Below are 18,088 nucleotides of genomic sequence, written 5' to 3'. Positions count from 1 at the left end.
CTGGGTCAGGCGGGCGTGCGACGTGGCAGCGTGATGGTTGCGGCCAGCCCGCCACCGGGGCGGTTGACCAGCGCGATGTCGCCGCCGGCCTCGCGCACGATCGCGCGGGCGAGCGCGAGGCCGAGACCGATTCCGCCCGTCTCGCGATTTCGCGACGTTTCGAGCCGGGTGAACGCGTCGAAGACGGCTTCGCGGCGGTCTTCGGGGATGCCGGGGCCGCGATCGGCGACGACGATCGCGGCGGTGTGCACATCGGCGCTGAGCGTGACGTCGGCCGAATGGCCGTACTTCACGGCGTTCTCGATCAGGTTGCGCACCGCACGGCGGATCAGCGCGGGGCGCAGCCGCATCGGCAGCCTGGTCGCTTCATCGAACGAGACGGGCTCACCGAGGTCGCGGAAATCCTCGACCACCGCATCGACCAGCGCGGCGAGATCGACGTCGGTCGGCGGCTCGCTGGGGCGACCGAGCCGCGCGAGCGAGAGGATATCGTCGAGGGTGCGGCTCATTTCCTCGATCGTGTCCGCCATCTTCGTGCGATCGGCATCGTCCTCGACCGATTCGATGCGGACGCGCAGCGCGGCGAGCGGGGTGCGCAGATCGTGGCCGATCGCGCCGAGCATCCGGTCCTTCTCGTCGAGCATCGCGGTGACGCGCAGCCGCAGCGCGTTGAACGCGGCGATCAGCGTCTGGAGATCGCGCGGTCCCTTTTCGGGCAGCACGCCGCCGCTGTCGCCGGGGCGGAACCGGGTCGCGGCCTCCGCCAGCGCGCGCAAGGGACGCGAGATGCGGCGCGCGATCCACAGGACGGGCAGCAGGATGATGCCGTAGAGAATGAGCGTCTGCGCGATCAGCCGCCAGACGAGTCCCGCGTCGGAGCCCGGCCAGAAGCTCTGGACGCGCAGCCAGCCGCGGCCGGGCTGCTCGATCCCGATGACGAGTTCGCGGCCGAACCGCAGGCGTTGCTGCGCGCGCCAGCGGGTCATGTGGCGAACGGCGGGATCGTCGTCGGTGACGGGGCGGACGCCGGTGACGATCCGGCCGGTCGCGACGCCCGCCTCCGCAAGTTCGCGTTTCAGTCCGGTCTCGATGTCGGGCTGCGCCTCGAGCCCCGGCGCGACCGGGTTCGCGCCGACGCGGCGGACGCGGCCCCGCTCGGCGGAGAGCGCGCGGCCCGCGACCTCGCGGTCGAGCGCATCGACGACGCGCGCGGCGGCGGGGCCGACGGTCTGTGCGATCCGCGCGGTCGCGCGCTCGCGCAGGAGCAGGCCGAGGTTCACCGCCTGCGCGAGGAAGAGCGCGATCGCGATCAACAGCGCCATCTGCCCCGCGAGGCTGCGCGGGAAGGGCATGCGCGTCGTCAAAGCCGGGTGACTTCGGCGGCGAGCGTATAGCCGCCGCCCCAGACCGTCTTGATGACCTGCGGGCTGCGGGCGTCGTCCTCGATCTTGCGGCGCAGGCGGCTGACCTGGTTGTCGATCGCGCGATCGAACGCCGCCGCCTCGCGACCCTGCGTCAGGTCGAGCAGCTGGTCGCGGGTCAGCACCTGGCGGGGGCGCGTGACGAGCGCGAGGAGGAGGTTGTACTCGCCGGTCGACAGCGGGACGGAGACGCCCGCGCGATCGACGAGCATGCGCTCGCCCGTCTTGAGAACCCAGCCGGCAAAGGCATAGCTGTTCGCCTCCGGCGCATGCTGGCGCACGCCGCCGGTCGCGGAGCGGCGGAGCACGACCTTGATCCGCGCGGCGAGCTCGCGCGGGGAGAAGGGCTTCACGACGTAATCGTCCGCGCCCATCTCCAGCCCGACGATCCGGTCGGTCTCCTCGGTCTTCGCGGTGAGGAGGATGACGGGCACCTCGCTGGTCGCACGGATATGGCGGCAGAGGCTGAGGCCGTCCTCGCCGGGCATCATGATATCGAGGATGACGAGGTCGATCGCGTACGCCGACAACCGCGTACGGGCGCTCTCAGCGTCGCCCGCCTGGGTGACGCGGAACCCCTGCTTGTCGAGATACTTGGCCAGCGGCTCGCGGATCGAGCGCTCGTCGTCGACCAGCAGCAGATGCGGAATGTCGCCCATGGCGTCGGGGCTTAGCATATCGTCGCGTCCTGCAAAGGATGACGGAGAGTGCGGGGCGGGCACGCGCCGAACGTCTCTGAGCGTCCCTCCCATTCGTCACCCCGGCCTTGAGCCGGGGTCCCGCTTTTTGGCGAACCTCGCAAGCAAGCGGGACCCCGGATCAAGTCCGGGGTGACGGGGTGGGGCGACCCTTCCTACTTCGCCGGCGTCGGTACAGGCGCCGGAGCCGGGGCGAACTCGCCGCGGCGTTCCATCGCGCGCTGGCGCATCGCCGCTATCTCGGTCGCGTCGATCCGGCCGTCGTGGTTGGCGTCGAGGCGGTCGAAGCGCTGGAGCGCGCGGGCGCGATACTCTTCGCGGGTGATCGCGCCGTCGCCGTCAGGATCCATCCGCTTGCCCATCTTGCCGCCCGGCGGGGGCGGAGGCGGAGGGGCGTCGGCGGTGGGGGTGCCGCCGCGGGCGGCGCGGCGTGCCATCGCCTGATCGCGCACCGTCTGGCGCTCCTCGGCGGTGATCCTGCCGTCCTTGTTCAGGTCGAGCCGGTCGAACTGCTGGTCCGCCTGTGCGGTCGCCTCCGCGCGGGTGACGACGCCGTCGCCGTTCGCGTCGGCGCGGAGGATCGCGCCGCCACCGCCGCGCATGCCGCCCGGACCGGGCATCCCCCCGGCGGGGGGCGGGGGCGGAACGGCGGTCGCCTGCGCGAAGGCGGGCCCGCCTGCGAGCATCGCGGCGGCGAGCGACATGGCGGAGAACAACTTCCTCATCGAGACGATCCTTACCCTCTGGGACAGGGATGCGCCCCGCCGACGACGACGGTAATGGCGCAGGGTTGTCGCGGCGATGTGTCTGTCGCGCGCGAAATTGTCGCGATCCGTGTCAGGCGAAGAGGGCGACCGACTGCATCTGTTCGGCGACGCATTCGCCGCGCGCGTTCCAGACGCCCATCACCTGGCTCGACGATCCGGCGCGGGCATAGTCCGCGTTCGAGCGCAGCAGCCACCAGCCGTCGTCGGTCGCGGGCGCGGGACCGAGGACGTTGAGGATCCACGTCATCGAACTCATCGGCACGTTGCGCCCGATCAGCCGCAGCGCGGCCGGGGGCAGGCAATCCGCCATCGCGATCAGTTCGACCATCGGATCGAGGCCGTCGCGCTCCTTGAGGCGCGTCCAGCGGAGCCATTCCGCGGGCTTCAGGTCGTCGCCGGTGCGGCGGTCGACGAATTCGAAATTCTGCGTGAAGGCGACGCCGACGCCGCTGAACGTCTGGTCGTCCGCGCCGGGCCGCGCGAAATCGGGGACGGTGGTGGTCTGGTAGTCCACCTCGCTTTCGATCGCGCGCATGAAGACGAAGGTGGCGCGCAGGCCGAGCCCCGCCTCGTTCTCGACATCCGCCTGGATGAAGGCGGCGTTGCGGCCGCGGCGCAGCCGGGTGGCGGTGACGGTGATCGGGCCGGACAGCGGGCCGATGAACGACACCTGCGCGGAGCGAAGCGGGGGCAGGTCGACGTCGGATTTCATCGCGACGTGGAGCGCGATCGCGGCGGACAGCCCTCCGTACGCGGTGCGGCCCTGGAGCCAGCCGTCGGGGATCGTGCCGTGGAAGGCGCCACCGTCCTGCGGCACCAGGCCCTCGAGGATTGCCGCGAGCGTCGTCATGCCATGTCTCCCATCTCCGCCTTCAACCGGTCGCGCAGTTCGCGTTTCAGGACCTTGCCGATCGCGCTGCGTGGCAGCTCGTCGGCGACGAACAGCGCGGCGAGGCGCTGCGTCTTGCCCAGCTTTGCGTTGATGTCGGCGAGGATCGCGTCGGTATCCGGTGCGCCGCGGGGCACGTAGAAGCCGACCGGCGTCTCGCCCCAGGCGGTCGAGGGCATGCCGACGACGGTGCAGTCCGCAACATCGGGGTGCTGCGCGAGAACGGCTTCGAGGTCCGAGGGGTAGATGTTGAACCCGCCCGAGATAATCATGTCCTTCTTGCGATCCATCAGGATCAGGAAGCCGTCGGCGTCGAACCGGCCGACATCGCCGTGGCGGATGTAGCGGCGGCCATCGGCGTCGTGCCATTCGGCGTCGCGGGTCGCATCGGCACGGCCGTGATAGCCGTTCATCATCGCGGGGCCGCGGCCAACGATCTCGCCCGTTTCGCCGGGCGCGACCTCGTTGCCGTCGTCGTCGATCAGCTTCGCCTCGTTGCCCGGCATCAGCTGGCCGACGGTGTGGAGCTTGTCGGGGTGCGCGGAGGCGTTGAGCCCGAACGACGCGCCGCCTTCCGTCATGCCATAATATTCCACCAGCAGGCCGGGCCAGCGCGCGAGGATGTCGGCCTTGAGCGTCGCGGAGAAGGGCGCGCTGGTGCAGGTCTTGAAGACGAAGGACGACAGGTCGAACGCGTCGAAATCGGCGAGCGCCATGATCCGCTGATACTGGACGGGGACCAGCATCGTGTGGGTGGCGCGATATGTCTGGGCGAGCTCGAGATACCGGCGCGCGTCGAACTTCGCCATCAGCACGACGGTGCCGCCCCAGGCGAGCGTGGGCAGGAAGCTGACCAGGGTGGTGTTCGAATAGAGCGGGGTGGCGAGGATCGTCACCGCCTCCTCGAACTTCGCGGCGGCGTTTCGCGACAGGTGCTGGAACCGCATCGCGTGGCTCTGGACGATGCCCTTCGGGATGCCGGTGGTGCCCGAGGAATAAATGATGTTGAACCCGTCTTCCGGGTCGATCGCGACCGGGGCGGGCGTCGCGCCTTCGGGGGCGACCCAGGCCTCGAGCGCTTCGAGCATCACGGTTCGGGGCCTGAGCGCTTGGCCGTCGAGCGCGCTGGCATTGACTTCGTCGAGGAAGACGAGGGTCGCGCCGCTGTCCGCGATCATGCCGGCGATCTGTTCGGGCGTGGCGGAAGGCTGGATCGGGGCAGCGACGCTGCCGGCGCGCAGCGCGCCGAGGAAGACGATCGCCTGCTCGACGCTGGGGTAGGAGACGATCGCGACCGCCTGGCGCTGCGCGGTGCCGTCTCGCTGAAGCGCGGCGGCGGTGCGGTCCATCGCGCGATCGAGCTCGGCATAGGTGATCGCGCCGCTGTCGTCCGCGATCGCGAGCTTGTCGCCCCGGGTGCGGGCGTGGACGCGGATCAGATCGGGCAGCGTCGCGAAATCGGCGGCGAGCATCTCGGGAGCGGTCGTCATGACCGAGATGGCTAGGCGAAGGTCGGGGCGAATGCCATACGCGATCTTCGAAAAATGATTTTGCGCGTCAAGGCAGGAGTCGGCGATGGCGGGAATGGAGGATGCGGTCGCGATCGTGACCGGGGGCGGCACCGGGATCGGCGCGGCGGTGGTGCGCCAGCTGGCGGCGCGCGGGGTGCGCTGCGTCGTCAACTATGCGTCGAGCCGCGAGGATGCCGAGGCGCTGGTTGGCGAGCTGGGCGACCGGGCGATCGCGGTGCAGGCGGACATCGTCGAGGACGCCCAGTGCCGGCGGCTGGCGGAAGCCGCGCGCGACGCGTTCGGCCGCGTCGACTTCCTCGTCAACAATGCGGGGCGGACGAAGTTCGCGAACCACGAGGATCTCGACGCGCTCGACGCGGAGGATTTCGTCGACATCTACCGGCTGAACACGATCGCGCCGTTCCAGATGATCCGGGCCTGCGCGCCCGCGATGCGCGAAGGCGGCATCGGTGCGGTCGTCAACGTCGCGAGTGTGGCGGGGGTGTTCGGTCATGGATCCTCGGTCGCGTACGCGGCGTCGAAGGGCGCGCTGGTGACGATGACGAAGAGCCTGGCGCGCGCGCTGGCGCCCGCGATCCGGGTGAACGCGGTGGCGCCGGGCTATGTCGGGACCGGGTGGTTCGAAAAGCGGCTGGGCGAGGAGGGGTTCGCGAAGTTGAATGCGCGGATCGCGGGTGCGGTGCCGATGGGGTTCGCGACCGGGCCGGAGGAGGTGGCGGGGCCGATCGTCGCGCTGCTCGATCCGGCGATGCGCGCGATCACGGGGGAGGTGATGCTGGTCGATGCGGGGGCGCATCTGGACGTCGGGCTCGCGCGGCGGCCGGGGCGCGAGGGATAGGGTCTTCGAGCATCCGGGTGTTTCGAGCGCAGTCGAGAAGCGTGGCGAAACGCTCCTGCCACGTTTCTCGACTGCGCTCGCAACGAACGGACTATGGGATGGCGGGCGCAGGTTGACGCGGCGTGCCGAATGCGACGATCAGCGCGGCCGCGGCCATCAGCGTTCCTGCGACCACGAAGGCCGCGCCGTCGAACCCCCGCGGCGCGCCCCACGCGAGCGACTGCGCCGCGACCAGCGGGCCGATGATCGCGGCGACCGAGTTCATGCTGCCGATCCCGCCCTGCAGCGCGCCCTGCCGGGTGGCGTCGACCATGCGGGAGAGTGTGGCGTTCATCGCAGGGTAGGCGAACGCGCCGAGACAGCCGACAAGGAAGAAGGCATAGACCTGCCACCCCTGCGTCGTGACGGCATAGGCGAACAGGCATGCTGCGGCGCAGGCGAGCCCGATGATCGCGGCGGCGCGCTCGCCGAGCCTTGCGATCACGCGCTGCGTCAGCCCCATCTGGACGACGACGCTGAGGAAGCCGACCCAGGCGAGGCTCCAGCCGATCGCGGTCGCGTCCCAGCCGAAGCGGATCGCGGCCCAGAACGCCCAGGTCGCGGGATAGACGACGCCGCCGACCTGCCAGAGGAACCACGCGACCAGCAGCGGCGCGGCGTTGCCCGCAGCGAACAGCGGGCGGAACGCGCCGATGACGTGCGCGTCGCGCAGCCGGAACGCGCGGCGGTTCTCGGGCGCAAGCGTCTCGGGCAACAGCGCGAACATCGCCGCCGCATTGATCGCGGCGAGCGCGGCGGCGACGATGAACGGGGCGCGCGTCCCGAACCCGGCGACCAGCCCGCCGAGCGCGGGGCCGATGATGAAGCCGACCCCGAACGCCGCGCCGAGCATCCCGAACACCGCGCCGCGCTTCTCCGGCGGGGTGGTGTCCGCGATGACTGCGCCGGCCGGGCCGAAGGTGGCGCCTGCTATCCCTGCGATCGCGCGGCCGACGAACAGCCAGGCGAGCGTCGGCGCGGCGGCCATCAGCAGATAATCGAGCGCGAACGCCGCCATCGACAGCATCAGCACCGGGCGGCGCCCGAACCGGTCGCCCAGCGCGCCGAGGACGGGGCCGGCGAAGAACTGCGCGACCGCGAAGATCGCGAGCATCCAGCCCGACACGCGGGTCGCGGCGGCAAGGTCCATATGCCCCAGATGCGTCACCAGTGCGGGCAGCACGGGCATCACGATGCCGAACCCGATGACGTCGATCGTCACCGCGGCGAGCACGATCGGGACGGCGCGGTTCTCGAAGCGGAGCATGAGGTGGGCATATCGCGATCGTGGACGCATGTCGAAGGGCGCGATCCTTCGGCTTTGCATCCGGCGGCGATCCGTGCGAAACACGCGCCATACCCGATCTTCAGAATCGCTTTCTCCGGAGACATGTCATGGCGACCGCCGCCGAACTTGCCACCCCTCAGCCAGGCAGTGCTGCCGATACGCTCGAAACATTCCGCGCCGACGTGCGCGACTGGCTGGCGGCGAACTTTCCCGCCTCGCTGAAGAACGCGGACAACGCGATGTCGGCGATCGAGGGGCCGACCGAGGAGACGCCCGACCAGAAGACGTGGCGCGAGGCGATGGGGGCAAAGGGCTGGGGCGTGCCGACCTGGCCGACGGCGTATGGCGGCGGCGGGCTGTCCCGCGCCGAGGCGCGGGTGCTTCAGGAGGAGATGGCGCGCGCTGGCGCGTGGAATCCGATCGGCGGGATGGGCGTGATGATGTTCGGCCCGACATTGCTCGAATATGGCTCCGAGGCGCAGAAGCAGGAGCATATCCCCCCGATCGCGCGCGGCGAGATCCGCTGGTGCCAGGGCTATTCCGAACCGGGTGCTGGCTCCGATCTGGCGTCGCTCCAGATGTTCGCCGAGAACAAGGGGGATCACTACCTCGTCAACGGTCAGAAGACGTGGACTTCGGGCGGGCAATGGGCGGACAAGTGCTTCGCGCTGGTCCGCACCGACAAGTCGCAGAAGCATGCGGGCATCAGCTTCCTGCTGATCGACATGACATCGCCGGGCGTCGAAACGAAGCCCATCCGCCTCATCAGCGGACAGTCGCCGTTCTGCGAGACGTTCTTCGCGGACGTGAAGGTGCCGAAGGACAATCTCGTCGGGCAGGAGGGGCAAGGCTGGACGATCGGGACGCGCCTCCTCCAGCACGAGCGCAATTCGCTGTCGGGTGGCGGCGGCTCGGCGGGGCGGATGATGGCGGGCAACGCGGTCAGCGACGTCGCCAAGAAATATCGTGGGACCGACGACAAGGGGCGTATCGCCGACAGCGATCTCCGGATGCGGATCGTGCGCCACGAGATGGACCAGCGCGCGTTCGCGCTGACGCTGCGCCGCGCCGCGCTCGACGCGAAATCGAACCAGGGGCCGTCGGCGGCGACCAGCATCATGAAGAATGTGGGGGCACGGATCACGCAGGATCGCGCCGAACTCAGCATCGAGATCATGGGGATGGCGGGGCTGGGCTGGGAAGGCGAGGGCTTTACCGACGCCGAACTGGCGCAGACGCGGACGTGGCTGTGGGGCAAGGCGGTGTCGATCTACGGCGGATCGACCGAGATCCAGAACAACGTGATCGCCAAGCGCATCCTGGGGATGCTCGACCATCAATAACAGCAGATAGGCACGGGGCCACACGGGCCCCGCGCCTCGGAGAGGCCGGGTCGAGGCAGGCGGGGACACACCCTCCGCCTCCCCGGCAAGTCCCAGGACCGGATTGCAGACAGGAATTTCGCAATGGCCGTACTCAACGAAGAACAGGTGATGCTGCGCGACATGGCGCGCGAATGGACGGACAACGAATCGCCGGTCTCGGCCTTTCGCAAGCTGCGCGAAGCCGCACCCGAAAAGGGCTTCGATGCGGAGGCGTGGAAGACGGTGGGCGAGATGGGCTGGGCGGGCGTGGTGATCCCGGAAGACTTCGGCGGATCGGCGTTCGGCTATCTCTCGCTGGGGCTCGTCGTCGAGCAGCTGGGACGCAATCTGGCGGTGTCGCCGCTGTCGTCGACCGCGGTGGCCGCGACCGCGATCGCGATGGGCGCGTCGGATGCGGCGAAACGCACGTGGTTGCCCAGGCTGGCGAGCGGCGAGGCGGTGGCGACGCTGGCGATCGACGAGGGGCCGCTCCACGATCCGACGCAACGCGCGACGACGGTGTCGAATGGTCGCCTGTCGGGGACGAAGGCGTTCGTCGCGGAAGGCGACGGCGCCGACGTGTTCGTCGTCGCGGCGTCGGACGGGCTCTATCTGGTCACGGGCGACGAGGGGGTGACGCGGTCGCCGCGCCGGATGGCGGACAGTCGCAGCCATGCCGAGGTGGCGTTCGCGAATGCACCCGCCGACCGGTTGGGCGGTGCGGAGCTGACCGCGGCGATCGTCGATCGCGCGACCGTCGTCACGTGCGCCGAAATGCTGGGCATGGCGGAGAGTGCGTTCGCGCAGACCAACGACTATCTCAAGCAGCGTGTCCAGTTCGGGCAGGTGCTGTCGACGTTCCAGGCGCTGCAGCACCGGATGGCGAAGATGTTCACCGAGCTGGAGCTGATGCGCTCCGTGGTCGAGGGCGCGCTGGAGGCGATCGATGCCGGGCGTTCGGATCTCGACCAGGCGGCCAGTCTGGCGAAGGCGGTGTCGAGCGATACGCTCAAGCTGGTCAGTCGCGAGATGGTGCAGCTGCACGGCGGTGTGGGCATGACCGACGAGTATGACGCGGGGCTCTACATGAAGCGTGCCGCGGTGCTCGAGGCGATGTGGGGGAACGCCGCCTATCACCGAGAGCGCTTCGCGCGGCTGAACGGATACTGAGATACGCCTTTTCGAAGACGGGGTTCCTTCCGTTTCGGAACCATCTGTGCGGGGCGGCCAACCAATCGGCTGCCCCGTTGCGTTTTGCGCGCTTGACGTATCATTCTCCACCCTGTCTATTCGAGCTTACGGTACGGATTTCGCGAGACAGCGGAGCTGGCCGTAGGGGAGAGAGACATTGGCCAAGACGACGTTCCTTGCCGCCTGCGCACTCACTGCGCTGATCGCGGCCACGCCCAGCTTCGCGCAGACCGCGCCCGGTGCAGACCCGGCGACCGCCACGCCGCAGGACGAAGCCGGCGACGGGACCAATTCCGCCGACATCGTCGTGACCGCGCAGGGCCGCGCGCAGGTGCTGGCGGATGTGCCGCTGGCGGTATCCGCGGTGAACGCCGAGAGCCTGGCGCGATCGGGCGCGAACGACATCCGCCAGCTGAGCCAAGTCGCGCCGTCGCTGCTCGTGTCGTCGACCGGCAACGAGGCGAATGGCTCCGCGCGGTTGCGCGGCATCGGCACCGTCGGGGACAATCCGGGGCTCGAAAGCTCGGTCGCGGTGTTCATCGACGGCGTCTATCGGTCGCGGTCGGGCATCGGCCTGAGCGAACTGGGCGATATCGAGCGCGTCGAGGTGCTGCGCGGGCCGCAGGGCACGCTGTTCGGGCGCAACGCGTCGGCCGGCATCATCTCGATCATCAGCAAGATGCCCGATTTCAATGCGGTGTCGGCCGGTGGCGAGGTGACGTACGGCAATTACGATTTCTGGCGGCTGGCGGGCAACGTCAACCTGCCGCTGGGCGACAAGCTCGCTGCGCGGGTCGACGGCGTCTATGTGAAGCGCGACGGCTTCTACAACGACGTGACCAACAACGTCCGCGTCAACGATCGCGATCGCGTGTTCGTACGCGGCCAGCTTCTGTTCGAGCCGACCAGCGCGCTGCGCGTCCGGCTGATCGGCGACTATACGCGGCGCAACGAGACATGCTGCGGCGCGACCTATATCGACGAGACGATCGCGCCCGCGAACGCCAATCTCCTGAATCCTGCGGCAAATCCGATCATCCCGGTGCTGACCCGGCTGGGACAGCCCGCGGCGGCGTTCAGCAATCCCTATTCGCGCAACCTGTATGTCACGCCGGGCCGCTCGTACGAGGGGAAGACGCGCGACTGGGGCGTGTCCGGGCAGATCGACTATGACATCGGCGGCGCGAAGCTGACGTCGATCACCGCGTATCGCGACTATTTCAACTGGCAGGGCGGCGACGTCGACTACAGCTATGTCGACCTGATCTATCGCACTCCCGGCCCCGACGCCGGACGACGCCAGTTCAAGACGTTCACGCAGGAGCTTCGCCTGCAGGGATCGCTGTTCAACGATCATCTCGACTGGCTGGTCGGCGGCTTCTACGGCAACGAGGAGTTGACGACGCGCGAGAACCTGAAGTTCGGATCGCAATATGGCCGGTTCGCGTCGTGCCGGCTGCTCGCCTCGGGCGCGCTGGCCTCGTTCCAGGATTCGACGCAGGTCGGCTGTCTCAGCGCCACCGCGCGCAACGCGGTGTTCCCCGCGACGTTCGGCGCCGCCGCACCCGCGATCCTGGCGGGCTTCGACCGGCTGGACGCGATGGCCAATGTCGGCAACACCGGCTCGCAATATCGCCAGAAGAGCGAGAACTACGCGTTCTTCACGCACAACATCGTGCACATCGCCAGCGGCCTCGATCTGACGCTGGGGCTTCGCTATACCAACGAGAAGAAGCGGTTGAACGCGACGTTCGCGAACAACAACACGGTGTGCCCGGCGCAGCAGGCGGCGCTTGTACCGTTCCTGAGCAATGCCGGGCTGGCGGCGATCGCCGGCGGGCTGATCGGGCTGAGCTGCCAGGGCAACCAGACGTCCGAACTCAACGGCCAGTCGGTTGCGGGCGGACGCGACGAGGACGAGTTCACCGGCACCGGCATCCTGTCGTACAAGGTGACGCCCGACACGCTGGTCTATGCCAGCTATGCGCGCGGCTACAAGGCGGGCGGGTTCAACCTCGACGCTTCGGCGCTCAAGGCCCCGACCCTGCCGTTCGCGCTGGGCGGCGGGGCGCAGGCCTATGCCGGCAACCTCCAGTTCGAGCCCGAGATCAACAACGCGTTCGAGATCGGCGCGAAATATTCGAGCCGGGCATTCAGCCTGAACGTCGCCGCATTCCGGCAGGCGTTCAAGAATTTCCAGTTGAACACCTTCAACGGCACGGTCTTCCTCGTCCAGAACGTCAATTCCTGCGGTACGTCGCTGGCGGGCGCCGATCGCGATACCAGCGCGACGACCGGCGCGTGCGCACCCGGCGACGTCCGGGCCGGCGTGATCTCGCAGGGCGTGGAACTGGAGGCGACGATCAACCCGGTCCGCAATTTCCAGGTTTCGGCGGGCTATACCTATTCCGATACGCATTATCGGAGCGACCTCGTCGGCTCGTCGTCGGGTCTGCCGCTCGATCCGGCGCTGCGGCGGCTGCCGGCGGCGAAGCTGTCCAACGCACCGGTCTCGACCGTCACCGCATCGGCGTCGTGGACGCCGTCGCTCGGCGGCTCCGGGCTGTCCGGGCTGGCCTATGTCGATGTCCGTTCGACCAGCGACTACAACACCGGCTCCGACCTGTTCCCGCAGAAGAAGCAGGACGGCTTCGTCCTGATGAACGCGCGCATCGGCATCCGCGGGGCGCAGCAGCGCTGGGCGATCGAGGGCTGGGTGCAGAACCTGCTCAACACCAACTACACGCAGGTGGCGTTCAACACCCCGTACCAGGCCGATGGCCCGGGCGCGGCGGGTGTGTTCCCGGGGACGCTGTATCCGGGCGCCACGCAGATCTTCTCGGCATTCCTGGCGGAGCCGCGGACCTATGGACTGACGCTGCGCGGGCGGTTCTGAGAATATCCGGGCCGGGGGGCATGCTGCCCACCGGCCCGTTTTCGTCATGGGGGCATGGCGCGAAGGCAAGGGGGGCAAGGCGCGCGCGAGACGTGCCGATACCGGTCGCAACCACAAGAGTAACCCCATGTCGCTTGCCCAGTCGCATCCCGAAATCGCCGAGACGCTGGCGCTCAAGCGCCGTTCGCTGACGCTGCTCCTGCTGACGCTCACCTATTTCTGCAGCTATATGGATCGCCAGATCCTCGCGATCCTGCTTGAGGCGATCAAGCTGGACCTGCACCTGAGCGATACCCAGCTCGGGCTGCTCTCCGGCCTCGTCTTTGCCATCTTCTACGCCACGCTCGGCATCCCGGTGGCGCGACTGGCGGACCGGACGAGCCGTCGCAACGTGATCGCGGCGAGCCTTGCCGCGTGGAGCGTGATGACCGCGGTGTGCGGGCTCGCGCAGAACTTCGTCCAGCTGATGCTGGCGCGGATCGGCGTGGGCATCGGCGAGGCGGGATCGAGCCCGCCGAGCCACTCGATCATTGCGGACCTGTATCCGCCCGAAAAGCGCGCGGGCGCGATGGCGATCTATTCGCTGGGCGTGACGCTGGGCGGCGGGTTCGGCACGCTGATCGGCGGGGTCGTCGCGCATCATTACGGGTGGCGTATGGCGATGTTCACGGTCGGGTTGCCGGGCGTCGCGCTGGCGCTGCTCGTCCGGTTCTTCGTCGTCGAGCCGCGACGCGGGTTGTCCGACGTCGAACGCGTGGCGGACAGCGAGCCGATGCCCTCGGTGTGGCAGGGCTTCGCGCAGATGTGGCGCAACCGGGCGGCGGTGCATCTGGTGACCGGCGTGACGCTTACCTCGCTGATCGGCTATGCGCTGACCGGTTGGGGCCCGAGCTACATGCAGCGCTCGCTGGGGATGTCGATGCTCGACGTCTCGCGCTACGTCGCGCTGCCCGCGGCGCTCACGCTGTCGCTGTCGGCGGTCGTCGGCGGACAGATCGCGAACCGGGTGGCGAAGACGCGCGGGATCCATGCGCAGGCCTGGGTCGTGGCGATCATGAAGGCGATCGCGCTTCCCTTCATGGTAACGTTCTACTTCGTCGACGCGCCGGTGCTGGGGCTGGGGGCGTATTTCGTCAACAACCTGTTCGCGGGCGTGTATCTGGGCCCGAGCTTCGCGCTGATCCAGTATCTCGCGCCGTTGCGGCTGCGTGCCACCTGGGCGGCGATCACGCTGTTCGTCATCAACCTGATCGGGCTGGGCATGGGGCCGTTCCTGGTCGGCTGGCTAAGCGACGTGCTGGCGCCGATCGCGGGTGAGGATTCGCTGCGCTACGCGCTGCTGTGCGTGGGCGCGCTGACGCCGATCGCGATCTTCCATTACTGGCGCGCGGGGGTGTTGCTGCGGCGGGTGGAGCGGGCGTGAAGGCGGATCCGTCGTCAATTTGACCGACTGTATCGGGAATGGACGGATTGCGATCCGTCCACGCCGTTTCCGCGCCGACTGTCCTCGCAACCGAACCGGGTTCGGCACATCGTAGCCCCGTAGTCGAGGACCGGGGGGCAGCGATGAAACGGATGATGTTGGCGGTAACGGGCATGGCAACGTGCCTGGCCGGTGCGAGCGGCGCGGAGGCGCAGTCGGCCCGGACCGAGGCGCTCGCGGATCAATGGCGTGCGTCGCGCCTAGCCGATCTGACCGCAGAGCGGGCGCGGATCGATGCCGAGATCGCGGCGCTGCCGGTGGCGGTGCCCGCCGTCGCCGCGGTCAAGCCGGCGGCGCAGGCGACATTCGGCCCGACGCCGATGAAGTCCGCTGAGGAGGACAAGGCGACGGGAAAACCTGCCTCCGACGCGCAAAAGACAGGCGCGGAGGGGCGACAGACCTTCGGTGGCCTCGATCTGGGTGTCGGTCTGTCGTTCACGATGGACCTTGGGAAGATCGATCGGATCAGTCGCGCCTCTGTCGTCAACGGGATCGTGCGAACGGACGACAAGGACAATGGCCGCGCCCGGATCATGCTCGAATCCCATTACTTCTTCACGCCGTGCACCTGGAACTTCCTGGGCCTGAAGAATCCGTGCGCCACGGTCGACGACTACAAGGTGGCGGATCCCAAGGCCGCGCGATGGGGCGTCGGGCCGTTCGTTGCGGTCCAGCCCGGATCGGACAACATCATTGATGCGATCGGGATGGGACTCATGTTCGGCGCACGGCGCGAACAGAGCGGTCAAAGCTTCAATCTGGGCGTCGGCGTCGTCTTCGATCCGAACACCCGTGTCCTAGGTGACGGCATCCGTGTCAACGAGCGGCTGCCGACAGGAGAAACGGAGATCCGGTATCGCGAAACGCTCCAGACCGGCCTTCTGGTGATGACCTCTTTCTCGTTCTGACGTGGCGCGCCGTGCGCGTCAGCCCAGCGCCCGGTCGTCGAACATGCCGAACAACAGCGTCGAGGCGTAGAGCCCGATCGCGCGGTCGCGGGGCATGGTGGCGGCCCATTTGCGCATGTCGAACGCGGCGTTGAGCAGCGCCATCAGCGCCTGCGCGGCGATCAGCGCGTCGACGGGGCGGCACGAGCCTTCCGCGATGCCGTCCATCATCGTGCCGGCATAGCGGCGCGCGATCCGGTTCGAGCGATCGACCATCGCCTGGCGGACGCCGTGGGGCAGGCCGCTGAGCGCGGTTGTGCGGAGCAGCGGCGAGCGCTCCTCGAACTGGACCTCGAGCAGGGTCGCGACGATGCTTTCGAGGCGATGCCAGTGCGTGCCGCCGCGCGCATCGGCGAGGCGCTGCGCATCCGCGATCGTGTCGAAGCTGCGCTTGTAGCAGGCGATGACGAGATCGTCCTTGGCGTCGAGATGATGGTAGAAGCTGCCCTTCGTCACGTTCAGCTCGGCCGCGATCTTCTGGACCGAGGTGCCGCGATAGCCGAGTTCGTTGATGAGGCGTGTCGCCGCGAGCAGGAAGGCGGCGCGGCCGGGCTCCGCCTCGTCGTGCGTCAGATCGATTGCTTCCGGCGCCCAGCGCTCGCCGGGTGCGGCGAGGCCGTGGCGGAACACGTCCATCAGCTTCGCCTCGACGCGGTGATACTGGTCCACCTCGTAGCGGTTGAGCCAGACGGGCAGCCAGAAGGTGTTTTCCAGCAGCACATGCGCGCGCGCGCCATTGAGATCGGTCGCGGCGCGCGTACGGGTCGCGCCCCACAGTCCGCGCGTGCGGCGGAACACCTCGCGCCAGCGCGCCATCAGCCGGGCGCGCACCGGATCCTCCATGGCGCGCAGGTCGGACAGGACCGCGAACGGGCGCTCCTGGCCGAGCTCGATACGCGCCAGCCGTGCCATGTTGAGCGCGACATAGCGCCCCACCCGTGCCTCCGGCGTCGCCTCCGCCATCGACTCGTCGAGCATCCGCAGCAGGTAATCGAGCGTGTATTCGAACGCCGAGGCCGCCAGATCCTCCTTGCGCTTGAAATAATAGGTGACGCTGGTGGTGTTGAGCCCCACACGCTGCGCCACGTCGGCGAACGTCATGCCCTTCGCGCTCTGTTCGTTGATCGCCTCCGCGGCGGCCGCAAGGATCGCGTCGCGCTTCTCACGAAAGCGCCGCGTTCCCGATTCCAGCTCCGGCCCCGTTTTACGCTCCAGCGTAGTCGCCCCCGACGATCCCATGCACGGGACTGTAACATCTTCGTTTCGAAGAACCAGTCCCTTTTACGCGTCTCCGCATCGCTACGATACCGGACCCCGATCCGATGCGATCCCGACTTGTCCGAAGATGCGGTACGGTTTAAGCGGCGCCTCGAACATAGGGTATGGAGGGGTCGCATGGACTTCACGCTGAACGAACGCGAGACGTTTTTCCGGGATCGGGTGAAGACGTTCATCGACCAGGAACTGCGCCCCCGTCAGGCCGAGTTCGACCGGCAGCATCACGAGGGCGATCGCTGGAAGGTGATCCCGATCCTGGAGGACATGAAGGCGAAGGCCAAGGCGCAGGGGCTGTGGAATTTTTTCATGCCGCCGCATTCGGGCCAGACGCATGTCGACGACAGCTTCGAGTTCGAGGGGACGCAGCTCACCAACCTCGAATACGCGCTGTGCGCCGAGGAGATGGGGCGCGTGCCGTGGGCGTCGGAGACGTTCAACTGCTCCGCGCCCGACACGGGCAACATGGAGGTGTTTCATCGTTACGGTACGCGCGAGCAGAAGGACCGGTGGCTCAAGCCGCTGATGGAAGGGGAGATCCGCTCCGCGTTCCTGATGACCGAGCCCGCGGTCGCCTCGTCCGACGCGACCAACATCGAGACGTCGATGGTCCGCGACGGCGATCACTATGTCATCAACGGCCGCAAATGGTGGTCGTCGGGGGTCGGCGATCCGCGGTGCAAGATCGCGATCGTGATGGGCAAGACCAATCCGCAATCGTCGCGGCATACGCAGCAGAGCCAGGTGCTTGTGCCGATGGACACGCCCGGCGTGACGGTCGAGCGGATGCTGTCGGTCTATGGCTATGACCATGCGCCGCACGGGCACGGCGTAGTCAAGCTCGACAATGTCCGCGTGCCGGTGGAGAACGTGCTGCTGGGCGAGGGCCGCGGGTTCGAGATCGCGCAGGGGCGGCTGGGGCCGGGGCGGATCCACCACTGCATGCGCACGATCGGCGTGGCGGAAACCGCGATCGAGGCGATGGCCAAGCGGCTGCTGAGCCGCGTGGCGTTCGGCAAGCGGATCGCGGACCATTCGATCTGGGAACAGCGGATCGCCAAGGCGCGGATCGACATCGAGATGACGCGGCTGCTGTGCCTGAAGGCGGCCGACATGATGGACAAGGCGGGCAACAAGTCCGCCCAGCTCGAGATCGCGATGGTGAAGGTCGCGGCGCCGAACATGGCGCTCCAGATCCTCGACGACGCGATCCAGGCGCATGGTGGTGGCGGCGTGTCCGACGACTTCCCGCTGGCGCATGCCTGGGCGGCGATGCGCACGCTGCGCTTCGCGGACGGCCCCGACGAGGTCCACAACCGGGCGATCGCGCGCAACGAGTTCGGGAAATACGGCGACTGGAAGGCCGATACCGTCTCGTCGGGCGATATCGGGGTGTCGCGCTAGATCCGTCGCTCCGGCGGAAGCCGGGGCCCGCTCGAAAGCGTCGCATAGCCGGCCAA

Annotated in this window: 14 protein-coding genes; 7 read left to right on the top strand and 7 right to left on the bottom strand. The window is 68.4% G+C overall.

Going from position 1 to position 18,088, the window contains the following annotated elements:
* Nucleotides 1–5: 5 nt before the first annotated feature.
* From ACV7NO_RS11385 to ACV7NO_RS11365, 5 genes are all read right to left on the bottom strand, one after another.
* On the bottom strand, nt 6–1,352 hold the full coding sequence (locus tag ACV7NO_RS11385; RefSeq protein ID WP_463406109.1) for a sensor histidine kinase: 1,347 nt from the start codon (nt 1,350–1,352) through the stop codon (nt 6–8).
* Nucleotides 1,353–1,360: 8 nt separating this feature from the next.
* Nucleotides 1,361–2,080 (bottom strand): response regulator, encoded by a 720-nt coding sequence (locus ACV7NO_RS11380; protein WP_463406108.1) that lies wholly within the window; start codon nt 2,078–2,080, stop codon nt 1,361–1,363.
* Nucleotides 2,081–2,274: 194 nt separating this feature from the next.
* Nucleotides 2,275–2,844: an EF-hand domain-containing protein gene (locus ACV7NO_RS11375; protein WP_463406107.1), complete on the bottom strand. Its 570-nt coding sequence runs from the start codon at nt 2,842–2,844 to the stop codon at nt 2,275–2,277.
* Between the two features lie 112 nt (nt 2,845–2,956).
* On the bottom strand, nt 2,957–3,736 hold the full coding sequence (locus ACV7NO_RS11370; protein ID WP_463406106.1) for a thioesterase family protein: 780 nt from the start codon (nt 3,734–3,736) through the stop codon (nt 2,957–2,959).
* Complete coding sequence (locus tag ACV7NO_RS11365; RefSeq protein WP_463406105.1) at nt 3,733–5,265, bottom strand: class I adenylate-forming enzyme family protein; 1,533 nt, start codon at nt 5,263–5,265, stop codon at nt 3,733–3,735. The genes ACV7NO_RS11370 and ACV7NO_RS11365 overlap by 4 nt, the downstream gene beginning before the upstream one ends.
* An 85-nt stretch (nt 5,266–5,350) precedes the next feature.
* Here ACV7NO_RS11365 and ACV7NO_RS11360 point away from each other — a divergent pair, with 85 nt between their 5' ends.
* On the top strand, nt 5,351–6,145 hold the full coding sequence (locus ACV7NO_RS11360) for an SDR family NAD(P)-dependent oxidoreductase (protein WP_463406104.1): 795 nt from the start codon (nt 5,351–5,353) through the stop codon (nt 6,143–6,145).
* A gap of 91 nt (nt 6,146–6,236) precedes the next feature.
* On the opposite strand, the gene ACV7NO_RS11355 is transcribed toward ACV7NO_RS11360, so the two are convergent.
* Entirely contained in the window at nt 6,237–7,451 is a 1,215-nt protein-coding gene (locus ACV7NO_RS11355) for an MFS transporter (RefSeq protein ID WP_463406103.1), read from the bottom strand.
* A gap of 128 nt (nt 7,452–7,579) precedes the next feature.
* Between ACV7NO_RS11355 and ACV7NO_RS11350 the strand changes: the two genes are divergently transcribed.
* The 5 genes from ACV7NO_RS11350 to ACV7NO_RS11330 all read left to right on the top strand — a co-directional run bounded on the left by ACV7NO_RS11350 (nt 7,580) and on the right by ACV7NO_RS11330 (nt 15,314).
* A complete protein-coding gene (locus tag ACV7NO_RS11350) occupies nt 7,580–8,815 on the top strand; it encodes an acyl-CoA dehydrogenase family protein (protein WP_463406102.1) in 1,236 nt (411 codons plus the stop codon).
* Between the two features lie 123 nt (nt 8,816–8,938).
* On the top strand, nt 8,939–10,006 hold the full coding sequence (locus ACV7NO_RS11345; RefSeq protein ID WP_463406101.1) for an acyl-CoA dehydrogenase family protein: 1,068 nt from the start codon (nt 8,939–8,941) through the stop codon (nt 10,004–10,006).
* Between the two features lie 178 nt (nt 10,007–10,184).
* A complete protein-coding gene (locus ACV7NO_RS11340; RefSeq protein ID WP_463406100.1) occupies nt 10,185–12,923 on the top strand; it encodes a TonB-dependent receptor in 2,739 nt (912 codons plus the stop codon).
* Nucleotides 12,924–13,050: 127 nt separating this feature from the next.
* Entirely contained in the window at nt 13,051–14,346 is a 1,296-nt protein-coding gene (locus ACV7NO_RS11335) for a spinster family MFS transporter (protein ID WP_463406099.1), read from the top strand.
* 38 nt (nt 14,347–14,384) lie between these two features.
* Nucleotides 14,385–15,314, top strand: coding sequence for a hypothetical protein (locus tag ACV7NO_RS11330; protein WP_463406098.1), 930 nt, complete (start codon nt 14,385–14,387; stop codon nt 15,312–15,314).
* A gap of 18 nt (nt 15,315–15,332) precedes the next feature.
* Here ACV7NO_RS11330 and ACV7NO_RS11325 read toward each other — a convergent pair whose 3' ends face one another.
* On the bottom strand, nt 15,333–16,592 hold the full coding sequence (locus ACV7NO_RS11325; RefSeq protein ID WP_463406097.1) for a TetR/AcrR family transcriptional regulator: 1,260 nt from the start codon (nt 16,590–16,592) through the stop codon (nt 15,333–15,335).
* Nucleotides 16,593–16,748: 156 nt separating this feature from the next.
* Between ACV7NO_RS11325 and ACV7NO_RS11320 the strand changes: the two genes are divergently transcribed.
* Nucleotides 16,749–18,032 carry an acyl-CoA dehydrogenase family protein gene (locus ACV7NO_RS11320; RefSeq protein WP_463406096.1) on the top strand — a complete coding sequence of 428 codons (1,284 nt, stop codon included), beginning with the start codon at nt 16,749–16,751 and terminating at the stop codon, nt 18,030–18,032.
* The last annotated feature ends 56 nt before the right edge of the window (nt 18,033–18,088 follow it).

Source organism: Sphingomonas sp. Ell38C01 (genome assembly GCF_055231975.1).
The sequence above is the reverse complement of the archived record's forward strand: the minus strand, read 5'-3'. Positions and strand labels throughout refer to the sequence as shown.